The sequence below is a fragment of the Mycoplasma sp. 1890 genome (assembly GCF_053851615.1).
On the sequence record NZ_JBSQAZ010000001.1, the window covers coordinates 137,742 to 151,865 of the forward strand.

The following is a 14,124-nucleotide window of genomic DNA, read 5'->3' on the forward strand; positions in this document are numbered from 1 at the left end:
TTGGTTTTTTAGTCTTTATAAGAAACTATACACCGTTTTCAAATAAAACCGTTTTATTAAAACCTTTAAAGAAATCATCTTGTTCAGATAAAATTTTAAGATTTTGTCTGAAAGATTTTTCTTGGTTTGGATATAACTCTTTATTACTTCCATCTATTAAATTATGTTTTGGTCCATAGAATAAATCATTTGAATTTTGAACTAAGAAAGTAAAGGCGCCTCATTTTGTTGTATCTTTAATGTTGGGGGTTAGTGCTGAAAGAGATGAATATATTCCAACAGGCATTCCAAATTCATTTACAGCAAGAGAACCACTTGCCCCATAATATAAACTGCTATTTAGAACTTGTGCCTGTACACCGATGCCATATGATATGGTTTTTTCAGATAATAGATTTTCAACTGGCGCACTACTTAAGAAGCTTTTATTTGTGAAAGTGTAATCTTCGATTTTTATGTTCTTAGGATAGTTTTTTCAGAAGTATTGATTATTTCCACTATCATTATCAGAAGGGAAGCCTGCTATATATATTCTTTTTGCATTTGGACTTAAAATTTCATTTTCGCTATCAAAGTTTTTATATTGTTCCTTGTGAAGATAGGCTGAGTAGTAGTCATATGTAATATAGGGAACTTTTGATTTATCATGGTTAGGATATTGCTTTGATGAAAATAATGTTACATCATTATTAATGCTGTTGATGCCTTTATTAATATGTTCTAGTAATTTCTTTAAATCTTGATTTGTTTCGGCTTGTTTTTTAAGTTTGTTGAATTTAATTTTTATAGCAAATACAGCAAAGTCTTTTCCAATTCTTTGGGTTTTATTGATATTAGGTTGATAGTTTGGATGCTTCTTTAATATTTCTTCATTTGTTTTCTTATCAAAGAAGTCCGTTGCGACAAAAACAGTTTTTGGATTTGAAAAAATTTGATCTCCAACAAGTTTTACATCTCTTACATCTTTTTTATATTTTTGATCATTTGAATTTATAAAATAGCTAACAATATTTTCATTGCCTTCGTGTTTTCCTGACTCGATAGGTTCTAAATTAGCATCACCCAGAGGTATGCCAATACCAAATGAAACAACTCTAGCATCTTTTTGCTCTTCGCCAGTAAAATATTCCGGGAACGTTTCTTTTAATTTATTGTCTAATGCATTGTATGCATATTGATATACATGAGCATTTGTTGCCATATATAACATTAGTTCTTCAGAATTTTCAACTCCATTTTTTCAAGCATAATCAAGTATTCAACCAGTTCCAGTTGATAAGAAAGGAATTTCATCTTTATCTCTTTTTCCATCATCAAGACTTTGTGTAATGGTATTAAATGAAATAGCAAAAGATCTGTCTAATATTTTTCTATATGCTTCAGTTTGTTTTATCTCCAACTCCGGTTTATTAATTGCTGGTTTTGGTTTTTGCAATCCTGGGAAGTTTGGCGGTATTATAGGGAATTGAGGTATTTGCGGGGCGCTATTGTCTTTTTTACTATGCGGATTTAATGGATTTTCCGGCGAAGATTGCTCTTTAGAAATTTCGGGTTGCTTAGGTGTTGGCAACGGTAACGGAATTGGGTCTTGGTTTTCTGATTTTTTGTTTGAATTTATAGAATCAGTATTTGTATTATCATTATTTTCTTTTTTATTATCATCTTCAGACTTCGGTTCATGGTTTGGTTGTTTAGTTTCGATACATGAAGTGGTTAACAGTGCTAATGTAGGAATTCAACTAAGTAATAATAATTTCTTTTTCATATTGCTCCTATTTTTACTTATTATTTTTTACAATAATTTTATATTATTTTTTCTAATAAAATAATTTAGGTTTCCTTAATTTGGTCAATCTTGTTTTTTGTACAATAATTAATAAAAATATTTTAGTATTTAAAAATTATTTAAATAAAAACATAAGTATGCTCTTTTTTAAAAAAATAAAACATAATTTTTTGTTGTATTAAAATATGTGTTATGAAATCAATAATAAGAAAATCTTTATTTAATAAAAAATTAAGTTTTTTATCGATCGGGTTATGCATAGCAATTAGTCCTGTTTTGATATCATGTGCTAATTCTAATAAAATAGATGATAGTCAGCGACAAAAACCTATGTTACTTAATGCTTCGCAACTATCAAGCATAAGAAATGAATTTGTTTTTAAGTTATCTGATGAAGCACAAAAAGAATATAATGCCGAGCAAGATAATGCAATGGCGAGATTTATTCAAGTAATAGAAAATCTTAACAAAAAATACAATAATAAGAAACATGATGATGGTGATAAGATTGCTAATGATGTTGAATTTAAAAAGTATTTTTTTCTTCATAAACCCGATATAACAAAAGTTAGCAAATCTCATCGGATTGATATTAGATTTAAGGTTGATACTATTACGAGACAGATCGATTTATTTTATGATGTAATTTGTTTTGATTTACGTGTTAATGAGGAAGTTAATGCAAAAATCCCAATGGAAATTGATTAAGTTTTTTCTCTTAAGTTTTTTATTTATTTTAATAGCTTGCAGTCGATTGGGCTACAAGCTATATTTAATAATTTTTTTAGACCTATAGTAAAAGTTAAAAGAATTCTTGTTGGTTGTTTTCTTCAAGATTAGAAATTATTAAATCAATATTAACGTCAAGATTTACATGGTTGATATTGTCATAAATGAAAATTTTTGCCTTGTGATATTCATTTAGGAAGTTTTTAAGTTCTTGTTTTTTTATCATGTTTGATATTTGCGCTAGTTTTTCTTTTAAGGCAATCATTAAATTTTTAATTGGTATTTTTTTAGCTGCGTAAATGTTATCAGCAAAATCCTTGTTATAGATATATTGTTTAAAATCATTATCTAGTTTGCTAGTATATTGGTCTTTTGTCAGTTTTTTTAAGTTATCATTATCAAATTTGAATTGTTCCAAATAAAAATTAAGATTTGATAGAGATTTAATAGCTGAATTAAATAGATTGTAAAAATCATCAAGCAGTCTTGAAAAATCATTGAGTAATTTAGGATTTTTGTTATGTCAAAAAGAATTGTAATATTTTGTTAGCCCATCTTTATTTTGACTTATGCTTTGCTCTTCAATTAATTCTTTTAGTTTATCCTTGACTATATCATAGTTTTCAAAAAAGGTATAGTAAGCATAATTAAAAGTCCGCATTGTTTTTTTTATTTCTAAAGCGGTTTTTGTTATTTTTTTATCAAATTGCATTTCTAAGGGATTGAGATCTTCATTTGCCTTAAAACCTTGTGCATTTTTTGACGATTTTATTTCGATGCCGCTTGTTGCGTTGTATGAGATAGTTAGTAACCCGATTGAAGGAATTAATAGGGAAGCTAAAATATTATATTTTTTCATTATAGTGTCCTTTAGAAACAATTGTAAAAACTGGTGTTTCGTTACTAAACTCAAATAAATTTTTTACTTTTATATCTATATAATAAAAAGGTTTCTCGCCCTTGTATTTGTAAAGAAAATCTTTTTCTGAGTTAAATTTGTAAAAATAAAATTTTAAAGTAGTTTCATCTCCGACGGTTTCATTTTTGGCTAATTCTATCTTTTTGATTCCGGTATTAAGATTTGAATTTTGAATTTCGAGAGCATATGCAAGAAGGTAATTGTTCAAATAAGCAGTTAAGAGTTTTAATTGATCCTGTGTATTGCTATTCGGATTAACAATGTGTTTTTTTCAATTTATTAAGGCATAATTTATTAGCGAATTAAATAAGGGGTTATTAACAAAATCATCTAGTTTTATGCCGTTGAAGGTTGGTTTTTTTTCTTTTCTATATATTGCATAGTCACTACTTTCTAATTTATCAACAGCTGCCAGCTTAGTTGATATAGCCTTTAAAAAGTGTCCATGGTCGTCAAAGTTTGAACTTAATAGTACGTAGTCTTTTGTTGTTTTATCTTTTTTAAAAACTCTAATAATCATTTTGATTAATTGGCTAGTTTCATAGTAATTTGTAAATTGAATATCTATTACTTTATATTTTTCATCAATATTTTTATATATGTCTGGAATATCGAATTCTAGGTAATCTTTAAAATTAGAAAATAAATATACCAAACCTCTTGAGTTTCAATAATCAATGCTATTATAGCCTTTGATAAATGAATTTATATCCTTTCCTAGGTTTATGTTTTCATTTTGTTTTATGATTAAAAATGGATTTTTTACATAATCATTAAATAAAGGCAGTGTTTCGCTAAGGCCATTATTGCCAACACCAAATTTTTGTTCAGTGGCATAATTTCTAAAACCATTAATATAAAATGTTTTATTTTTAATTGCATTATTTACAATGCTTTTATCATCAAAATCAATAATGTCTTCAATTTGAAAACTAATAAAACTTTGGTTTGAAAAATCATTTTCCTGAACCCTTGCCTTTGTTCAATCTATGTTAATTTTTTTAATATTAAGATCAAATTTATTTAAATATAAAATAAGAAAATTAATAAATGTATTTCTAAAAATTTCATTTTCAGGCCTTAATCAAGAACTGGCTTGAATGAATTCATTGTTAAAAATATTACGCGTAATAAAGGCTTCACCTGCTTTGTTTAGAAGGGAATTTTTATTCATTAATCCACTATTTGTTTTTATATCGTTAACAAGACGAAATATTACTGTTTGAAAATCAAAAAAATACGGATCATAAACGCGATAATAATCTGTATCTTTGTTTTTGTTAGCAAGATAATAAAATCAAAGGTTAGAATATCCTCCTGCTTTTCTTATTTCCTTAAAGTCATATTGAGTAAATAAGTCATCAAAATTTTTAAAAGCAGAGTTATTTGTCCGTTCTATTTTGTAATTATCATATTTGGTTCTTATTTGTTTTCACGATTTTTGCAATTTGAATTCTGGTTTAAATTTGAGAGTGGGGTTAAATTCTAATTCATTGTTATTTGTAACCTTTTTAACTTGACCCAAATATTTTAAATAAGTTTTGCTAGATTGGTTTTGATTAATAAAAATGGGTTCAAAATTGTGCAGTGATGCTAGTTGTTGAGCGTTTAGTTTTGATAAGTATTTAGTGTTAATTTTTGATTCATCAATTAGAATTTTTTGTTGTCTTGCGCATGATATAGAAATAATTGGAAGCGCTAAACTTCCAATTATTCCAGCAAGTATTAATTTACTTGTTTTCATATTATTTATCAATAGGTAGTGTTAAATCTACAAAACCATGCCCTTCAGTTTGCTTTCCATCCAAACATTTAATTTTAAAGAAGTAAAAAATATTTCTTTTTTCGCTATTATAACCGAAGTAGCATTTTACATTATGGTTTCCAGCAAAATATTCTAAATTAGGAATATAAACTTTTATGTATTCATTAAAATCTGCATTGCGTAAGTCTTCAGGTGTAAAAAAGAATCTATCTTTATCATCTGAATCTTGATTTTTAGAGAATCATTTTATAATTTTTTCTCATAAACCATTAATATATTCATCTCTTGCAATATCGTCAGTAAGGCTGCTATACTCATCCCTAGCCTTGTCAGTCATAGTGAAGTTAGCGTTAGCAATTGTATCATTTACTTTAGCTCGCAATTCTTCCCCAATTAAAGAACCATCGCGATTAATAGAAGCATCAATGCTATTGCTTTGTTGAACGCCGCTATCTTTTTCTTGTTTATTTGTAGTTTGACTACAGCTAGTTAGCAAAACAGCTCCTGTAATAACGGGCGTTGCAGATAAAAAAAGTTTCAATATAGTCTTCTTCTTTTTGAATGTTTTCATAATCTAATACCTCTTTTAACATAATTATAAACTTTTTAGAAAAGATATATAAAAAAATAAAACACTGAAATTTTGGAAAATATGCATTATTTATTAAAGTGCAACTAGATTATATTTGTCAAACTGTTAATATTTTTATTATGTAAATCATATATTGGCAAATGAATATTGCTTAATTTAATTAAGAAATTTGTATCATGCTTTTTTAAAAGATATCTTAATTTTAATTGAAAAATTGTTATTATTAATATATTTATTATAAATATTTTTTTGCTTAATCTGGTCGATTTTTGTGTATAAAAAAATAATATAGTTTAAAATATATTTATATTTTACAAATTGCTGAATGTTATTTTGTACAAATATAAAACAATTTAAGAAAGGAAATAGTTTATGAAACGTTCAATTAAGGCACTAATTGCCATGGGGGGGCTAACTGGCATTGCACTACCAATAATGGCAATCTCATGTTCAAATCCAAATAATCCAAAATCCACTGATGAAGTAGGGCTAAGAAATACATTTACAAATTTCTTGTCTACTGTTCATGGCAGAAAAGCAGGAGATGATAATAACTTTTTAAAAGCGTCATTAGCGACAATACCAAATCCAAACAAACAATCCCCTAAAAAAACTTTAAATGATGGAATAAAGTTAGAAAAAGATAAAAGATTAACAACAGAAATAGTTGAAAAGAATTTACTATACAAATTTGGCGAAAAAGTAGATCAAAAAGTTAATAATTATGGTAGCTATTATGCATATAAATATTTAGTTAAAGAAATCGCAGATATGGGTTATACTAATTACACTCCAAATGGAATCACATATCCTGAATATAAACATAAAAGAACTGTGCAATATGATGAAACCAAAGATAAAGCAATAGTTGATTCAATGAAGCAAAATTTAAAGAATGATGGCTTCTTTACACAAGGTTTTTTATTTGCATTTAGTGGTGGAGGATACAATAATGTGGGTAATAATATTGTGGTAACAATTAACCCAAGTGCCAAATTAACTGATAATGGTAAAAGAAACATTAAAGATTTTTACATTGTTTCTCACTACGACTCAATGAATAATGTAGGACCAAAAGGTGTTTCATGAGGTGCAACTGATAATGCTACCGGTGTTACTGTTAATTTAAATTTATTAAAGTATTTCTCAGATCCTAAAAATAGAGATAATCTAAGTGTTAGATTACATTTAATTTTTGTTGATGGTGAAGAGCTTGGAAAACTAGGTTCAGAAGCATTCGTAAAACAATTCTTAACTGGCGAAAAAAATGAATTACGTGATAATTCTTTAGGAATGATTAATATGGATACAGTTGCAGGCGGTGATTATATGTATATTCACTCTCCTAATACTGTTGATGATTTGAATGACGATGGCAAGGTTAAAAAGGATGAATGAAATTTATCTCCATTACTACGTAACCACATCAACATGCTTTCAAAAGAAAGAGCTAACAAAATAAAGGATGCTGATCAAGAATTAAAAATTCATCCGCAATTTGTTAAAACTGAATATAAAGAAGGTGAAACTGGAGACTGATCAGACCATGCTCCATTCTATCAAATCGCTAAATTACCAGTGGCTTATGTTGAATCAACAAACTTTGCAATTAAGGCAAAATCAGGTAAATATGATGGATATGCTCAAACTATTAATCCTAAGGCTTGAGTATTAAAAGACGGTAAAACAATAGAAAAATTAAAAGAAAGAAAATTAGAAAATGGCCAAATTGTTCATGATTGACCTGATGGATTAACGAAAAAAGATTTTGCGATCCTTGGAGATATTTGACACAGTGATTTAGATACTCTAAAATGGGTTAATGATAACATTGGTCCAAAATTTTATAAACAACTAGATACTGTATTTCAAACTTTAAAGGCAACAGTAACATCATTACATAAAATTGATGGCGATAACTTTAGTTACATTAAGCTATAAGCTAAAAATATTTGTTTTCAAAAAACATTACCTAATTATTAAGCAGGTAATGTTTTTTGTTTAATTTTTTTGATGTATACTTGTCTTAATTTTGAATAATGATTTACTAAAATAATGTATTATTTTATTTATGTTCAATTGAAAATACGTGTGAGTTAATTTAATAATTTTAATACTAGGCTACTTAATTGGCTCGATTAATATTAGCATAATTATTTCAAAAAGAAAAAAACGTGATATTAGAAATTTTGGTTCAAAAAATGCAGGTGCGACGAATGCTTTAAGAGTCTTTGGTTTTAAATTTGCATTACTTGTTTTTTGCTTTGATATTTTTAAGTCCTTTATTCCCACAATCATTGTTTTTGCTATCAAAAAAGGAGTAAATAGTAATTTTATAATTCCTTTATTTGCAGGTTTGGGAGCATTAATTGGACATATTTTTCCTTGTTACTTTAATTTTAAAGGTGGCAAAGGTGTTGCTTCATTTTTTGGAATGATTTTGGCATTTGATTTTCCAACATTTTTATTGCTTGTATTGGTTTATATAACCTTAGTTTTAATCATAAGATATATTTCGATTTCATCCGTGCTTATATCAATTATTTTTGCTTTTTATTCATTTATTCCTTATTTTTATACATCTTGAATTCTTTCGTTTATAAACCATAATATTCCATTATGATCACATAGTTACATTTTAGTTTTTGCTTCTATATTAATTTTGTTGAAACACATTCCAAATTACATTAGATTATCAAATAAAGAAGAAAAGAAACTTAACTTATTTAGTAGTAAAATTAGCAATTAACTTTATAAAGTGCTAAAATAGTGCTAAAATATATATTATTAAATTTTAAGGAGGTGTTTTTTGTTTTATGGAATTAAAGGCACGCCACATAGAAATTTTTAAGATGATTGTTGAAAAATTTTTTGAGACAGGAGAACCTGTTGGATCTAAAAAATTAGTTGAATCAAAACACTTGACTTCTTCATCTGCAACTATTAGAAATATTATGTCTGATCTTGAAAAGATTGGTTTTCTAGAAAAACCGCATGTATCCGGTGGAAGAATACCTTCAACTAAAGGCCTTGAATACTATACGAAATATATTGCATATAATCCAAAAAAGTTTTTTAATAAAAGTTTGAGTGACATTCTTGTAAAGAAAAGATTGAGTGTAGATTCTACATTAGATGAAGCTGCTAATTTGATTAGTAAAATGGCACATTTTACTGTTGTTGCAACTTCCAATAATAAAGATGAAAAATTAAAAAGTATTCAATTGACACCTCTTGATACGTCTTCAGCAGTTATTGTTATTGTTACCAGTAGTGGTAATGTGCAAAATAAAATTTTTGATTTTAGCGATGATATTGCTTTAAATGATTTGAGAATTGCCGTGAGACTATTTAAAGAAAGACTAATTGATACGCCTTTAATTGAATTGGCCGAAAGAGCTAAGGCTTTGTTACCTTTATTTAAAGAAAGAATAGGCAATTATGAAAAAATATTAGAAAAGTTTGTAAAAACTATTTTCGTTTTTGAAGAAAAGATTCAAAATAAAACCTATAACAAAAACGCAATGATTTTATCAAAAGATATATCTCGTGAGGAATTGGTTGACTTATTAGATCTCATCGAAAAACATTCAGTATGATCAATGATTGAAAATAATTTGGATGAAGACAATAAAATTAAGCTTGATTTTTCAAGAGAAAATTTAAATATTATTAGTAAAAAAATTGACTTTGAGAACGATAAAAATATTAAGGAAATCTCAATTATGGGGCCTAAAAATATTGATATTGATGAATCATTAGAAACGTTAGACATATTGGCAAAAATAGTGCAAAAAGGAGATAAATAATGTGAGATTTTAAAAAATACGAAAAAGTAAATTTTGAGCTATGTGAGAAAGAAAATCACAAAGAAAAAATAACACACCTTTCATACGTTTGAGATTATGATGATGTTGATCCTATTATTAATGAAATATTAAACAAAGGTAAGAGTGAAGCTGATGATTTACTTAGTTATAGGATTAAGAAAAAAAGTTATGTTCTTAAATTGGTTTCAGTCGTTGGTCTAGATGATTGAACAAAAAAAGTAATTGAAAAAAATGCCATTCTTACAAATGAACTTTCAGAAAAAAAAGATAGAATTAAATCTTTGGAAGAAACTATCGAAAAAATTAACAACGAAAAAGAGGAGTTAAGAGTTAAATCAATAATCGAAGCTAATAAATTTAAGGATGAGGTTATTGCAATTCAAAAGAAGGCCCAAGACTTAATTAGTGATCATAAACAAAAAAATAATGATCATCAAGAAAAACAAATTGCTGAAGCAAAGAAATATGCACTTCAATCTTTTATGGAAAATATAATTCAACCTATAAATAATTTTGAAAAAGCAATTCTTGCTGCTAAAAAAATTGATAATGATACATTGAAAAATTTTATCGTCGGATTTCATATGTTATATAATCAGGTTGAAAATATTCTGTTTGATTTTGGATTGAATAAAATTATTCCAAATGTTGGTGATAAGTTTGATTCTAATATTCATCAGGTTTATGAATTGGTTGCATCAGATTTAGAAAAAGATACAATTTTAGAAGTAAAAAATATTGGTTATAAACTAAATGATAGAACTATTAAACCGGCATTAGTTATTGTTTCAAAATAATTCGCTATTTTTTCCTAAATTAGCAAATAAAAATAATAACGTAAATAGAATTTAATAAAATGAAATGAGGAAAAAAATGCAATTACCTTTTATACCAGTTAAGAAGCAGATAATACTGCCACAATCAATGGATGAAATAAGAGTGGGAAAGAAAAATTCGGTTCTTGCCTTACAAAGTGCATTGGATAGTAAGGAATCTAATAATAAGATATTAATAACTTTTATTAAGGAGCAATATATAAATGCCGAAGTAATTACCTCTTCGTCAATGCTAGAAGATTATGGCATTGTAGCTCTTATCAAAGAATCATCGGAAAATAAAGGTGTTTATAAAATAAGCCTTGATGCAGATAAAATTGTTAAAATCAATGAAATTCATTCGTCTGATGCCAACCCGGAAGCACCGCTAATATATGCTTCATTTGAATACAAAAACGAAAAAGGGCAAAAGGTCGATATTGAAAAAATAAAAAATTCTATTGAATACTTAAATAATTTTGTTTTAAAACTTGAACCGCAAACAGATAAAAATTTTTCGTCAATTTCTAAACAGGTATTTAACTTTGAAAAGGTCAAAGATTTTGCAATGCAAATGAATTCACTGGTTAAATATAACAAGGAAGAAAAAATCGATGAATTGATATGAAAAAATTTCGCAATTATTAGAGAAGCCTTTACTCGAGATGAACTATTAGGTTTTTTGTCTTTAGATATTTACGATCTTATTAAAAATATCGCCGATAGATTAGCTTGAAAAAAAGAGTCAACAAATATTGACATAGAAATAACTAAGAAATTAAATGAAGAAATGGAAAGCTCACAAAGAGATTTTCTTCTTCGTGAAAAGATGAAGCAGTTAAGACAAATGCTTAATGATGAATCACAAAATAATGCCGAAAATATGGAAAAAGACCCAGAAACTAGCCGCAAGTTTCCTAAATATGTAATCGAAGCATTAAAGACTGAACAAGCTCGCTTGGCTGCCATGATGGCTTCGAGTCCAGAGGCAAATATCTCTAAAACATACATTGATTTAATTTTGGCATTACCATGAAGAAAAGTAAGCAAAGAATTAATTGATATAAATCATGTTAGAGAAGTTTTAAATAAACACCATTTTGGACTTGAAAAACCAAAAAAGAGAATTTTAGAATTTATTTCAGTTCTTACCCACAAACAAAATCAAAAAGAAACTGGTGATTATTTGCCTATTAAAAATGATTCTGACCATTTTATTGATACAAAATTATTCGTTCATAAAACTGGTGATACCTTGAATAATCCAGTTAATAATATCCCTATTTTAACCTTGATTGGTCCTCCAGGAACAGGAAAAACCACATTAGCAAAATCCATTGCAGAAGCTTTAAAAAGAAAATTTATTAAGGTATCGCTTGGTGGTGTAAAAGATGAAAGTGAAATTAGAGGGCATAGAAAAACCTATGTTGGGGCAATGCCTGGGAAAATTATCTCCGCTATTAAAAAGGCAGGTGTTTCTAACCCAGTTATTCTTCTTGATGAAATAGACAAAATGTCTTCTGATTTTAGAGGCGACCCAACTAGCGCTATGTTGGAGGTTCTTGACCCTGAACAAAATGCTAATTTTCAAGATCATTATCTTGACCTTGAATATGATTTATCAAAGGTTTTATTCATAGCTACTGCCAACTATTTTGATTCGATCCCACCTGCATTAGTTGATCGTGTTGAATTACTAGAATTGTCAACATATACCACTGCCGAAAAATTAGAAATAGCTAAAGCACACTTAATGCCCAAAGTTTTAGAACAGAATTCGCTTAAGGAATCACAAATCCAAATTGATGATGAGATTATAAAATTTATAATTCTTTCATATACAAGAGAAAGTGGTGTCCGTGAGCTTAAACGTTTATTAGATAATATAGCTCGTAAAATAGTTGTGAAAATATTAGATAATGAAATTAAGGATGAATTTAGAGTTTCTAAAGATGTTGTTGTTGATTTCTTAGGACCAATTAGATTCGAAGATGATGAAAACGAAAATAGAGATCAAATCGGTGTTGTTAATGGCCTTGCATACACAAGCTTTGGTGGTTCTACACTAGCCATTGAGGTTACTACATTTCCGGGCAAAGACGGGATAAAATTAACCGGTCATTTAAAGGAAGTTATGAAGGAATCTGCACAAATTGCCTTAGGCTATGTGAGAGCAAATGCTGAAAAATTTGGGATTAATTTTGATTTTGATAATAAGGCAATTCACATCCACGTACCAGCGGGCGCTATTCCAAAAGACGGACCATCAGCCGGTGTTACATTTACTACTTCTATAATTAGTGCGCTAACTAGAAAACCGGTTCCCGCAAACATTGGTATGACTGGCGAGATAACGTTGAGAGGTAAAGTATTACCAATTGGTGGACTGAAAGAAAAATCATTAGCTGCATGTCAATTTGGAATTAAAAAAATATTTATTCCATATGACAATATTAAAAATTTAGTTGATGTACCAGAGGAAGTTAAAAAAGAAGTTACTTTTGTACCTGTGAAGTATTATGAAGAAATATTTGATGATATCTTTAAGACAAAATAATTAGAAAAAAACCTGCTTTAAAGCAGGTTTTTTATTGTTTTATTTTATGTTAACTAGATGCTTTAATGTTCTTATATATTGATTAACAAACGACGATTCGTTATCATATCATGCATAAACTTTGTATAATTTTTTGCCATCAACTTCTAATGCTTGAGTTAATTGAGCATCAAATATTGAACCAGCGGTTGAACCAATAATATCACTAGAAACAATAGGATCTTCAGTATAGAAAAAAGATTCTGAACTTGCATTTTTCATTGCCTTATTAATTTCCTCAACAGTTGTATCTTTTTTAAGTTCAACAGTAACATCGATAATTGACCCTGTAATAGTTGGAACTCTTAAAGCAATACCATTCATTTTACCCTTTAGCGTTGGGATAACCTTACCTATCGATTTAGCCGCACCTGTTGTGGTTGGAATCATATTTGAGGAAGCAGCTCTCGCTCTTCTTAAATCTGAATGAGGTGCATCTTGTAATCTTTGGTCCGCAGTGAATGAGTGTACAGTGGTCATGAAGCCTTTTTCAATACCGAATTCATTTTCTAAAACATTTAGAACAGGCGCTAGACAGTTTGTTGTACATGATGCCCCAGAAACAACAACATCGTCTTTTGTTAAAATATTTTCATTAACTGAATAAACTATAGTTTTTACATCCGCACTTTTTGAAGGGGCCGTAATTAAAACTTTTTTTGCTCCAGCATTAATATGTAGTTGGGCTAGTTCAGTTGTTAAGAATCTACCTGTACCTTCAACAACCACATCGACTGCCAATTGTTTTCAAGGGAGTTGAGCGGGATCTTTTTCACTAAATATTGGAAACTCTTTACCCTCCACAATTATTGATTTTTCAGTGTTTGAAACACTAAATGGAAACACGCCGTGAGCTGTATCGTATTTTAATAAGTGCGCTAATGTTTTAGCATCAGTTAGGTCGTTGATTCCAACAATTTCAACATCTGCATCATTTCATATTTTTCTAAAGATTAAACGGCCTATTCTACCAAAGCCGTTAATTGCTATTTTTGCCTTCATTTTATTTATACTCCATAAATAATAAAATAATTAATTTAATATTAATAATTATAATTCTAAATAATTCTAAAATAACTTAAAAAAACAAAA

At 28.1% G+C, this 14,124-nt stretch carries 11 protein-coding genes; 6 read left to right on the plus strand and 5 right to left on the minus strand.

Features of this window, described 5'->3' with window-relative positions; translation table 4 throughout:
* Positions 1-25 precede the first annotated feature (25 nt).
* Positions 26-1,765, minus strand: coding sequence for an MIP family Ig-specific serine endopeptidase (locus tag ACWXVO_RS00510; RefSeq protein WP_456001822.1), 1,740 nt, complete (start codon positions 1,763-1,765; stop codon positions 26-28).
* Positions 1,766-1,978: 213 nt separating this feature from the next.
* Between ACWXVO_RS00510 and ACWXVO_RS00515 the strand changes: the two genes are divergently transcribed.
* A complete protein-coding gene (locus tag ACWXVO_RS00515) occupies positions 1,979-2,494 on the plus strand; it encodes a hypothetical protein (RefSeq protein WP_456001825.1) in 516 nt (171 codons plus the stop codon).
* Between the two features lie 94 nt (positions 2,495-2,588).
* Here ACWXVO_RS00515 and ACWXVO_RS00520 read toward each other — a convergent pair whose 3' ends face one another.
* From ACWXVO_RS00520 to ACWXVO_RS00530, 3 genes are read right to left on the minus strand one after another with little or no spacing between them, the layout of a single operon-like run.
* Complete coding sequence (locus ACWXVO_RS00520) at positions 2,589-3,374, minus strand: hypothetical protein (protein WP_456001827.1); 786 nt, start codon at positions 3,372-3,374, stop codon at positions 2,589-2,591.
* Positions 3,361-5,178: an MAG3240 family lipoprotein gene (locus ACWXVO_RS00525; RefSeq protein WP_456001830.1), complete on the minus strand. Its 1,818-nt coding sequence runs from the start codon at positions 5,176-5,178 to the stop codon at positions 3,361-3,363. Before ACWXVO_RS00525 ends, ACWXVO_RS00520 begins: the two co-directional genes overlap by 14 nt.
* 1 nt (position 5,179) lies before the next feature.
* The gene (locus tag ACWXVO_RS00530; protein ID WP_456001833.1) at positions 5,180-5,770 is read right to left on the minus strand and encodes a hypothetical protein; all 591 of its coding nucleotides are present in this window, start codon (positions 5,768-5,770) and stop codon (positions 5,180-5,182) included.
* Positions 5,771-6,163: 393 nt separating this feature from the next.
* On the opposite strand from ACWXVO_RS00530, the gene ACWXVO_RS00535 reads away from it, so the two are divergent.
* From ACWXVO_RS00535 to lon, 5 genes are all read left to right on the plus strand, one after another.
* The gene (locus tag ACWXVO_RS00535) at positions 6,164-7,732 is read left to right on the plus strand and encodes a M28 family metallopeptidase (protein ID WP_456001836.1); all 1,569 of its coding nucleotides are present in this window, start codon (positions 6,164-6,166) and stop codon (positions 7,730-7,732) included.
* Positions 7,733-7,862: 130 nt separating this feature from the next.
* Complete coding sequence (gene plsY / locus ACWXVO_RS00540) at positions 7,863-8,540, plus strand: glycerol-3-phosphate 1-O-acyltransferase PlsY (protein ID WP_456001839.1); 678 nt, start codon at positions 7,863-7,865, stop codon at positions 8,538-8,540.
* 67 nt (positions 8,541-8,607) lie between these two features.
* The gene (gene hrcA, locus ACWXVO_RS00545) at positions 8,608-9,600 is read left to right on the plus strand and encodes a heat-inducible transcriptional repressor HrcA (RefSeq protein WP_438340469.1); all 993 of its coding nucleotides are present in this window, start codon (positions 8,608-8,610) and stop codon (positions 9,598-9,600) included.
* Positions 9,600-10,418 (plus strand): nucleotide exchange factor GrpE, encoded by an 819-nt coding sequence (locus ACWXVO_RS00550; RefSeq protein WP_456001842.1) that lies wholly within the window; start codon positions 9,600-9,602, stop codon positions 10,416-10,418. Before hrcA ends, ACWXVO_RS00550 begins: the two co-directional genes overlap by 1 nt.
* Before the next feature lie 64 nt (positions 10,419-10,482).
* Positions 10,483-12,993 carry an endopeptidase La gene (gene lon, locus ACWXVO_RS00555; RefSeq protein WP_456001845.1) on the plus strand — a complete coding sequence of 837 codons (2,511 nt, stop codon included), beginning with the start codon at positions 10,483-10,485 and terminating at the stop codon, positions 12,991-12,993.
* Positions 12,994-13,032: 39 nt separating this feature from the next.
* Here the strand turns inward: lon and gap are convergent, their stop codons facing one another.
* Positions 13,033-14,034, minus strand: coding sequence for a type I glyceraldehyde-3-phosphate dehydrogenase (gap, locus tag ACWXVO_RS00560; RefSeq protein ID WP_444704865.1), 1,002 nt, complete (start codon positions 14,032-14,034; stop codon positions 13,033-13,035).
* Positions 14,035-14,124 lie beyond the last annotated feature (90 nt).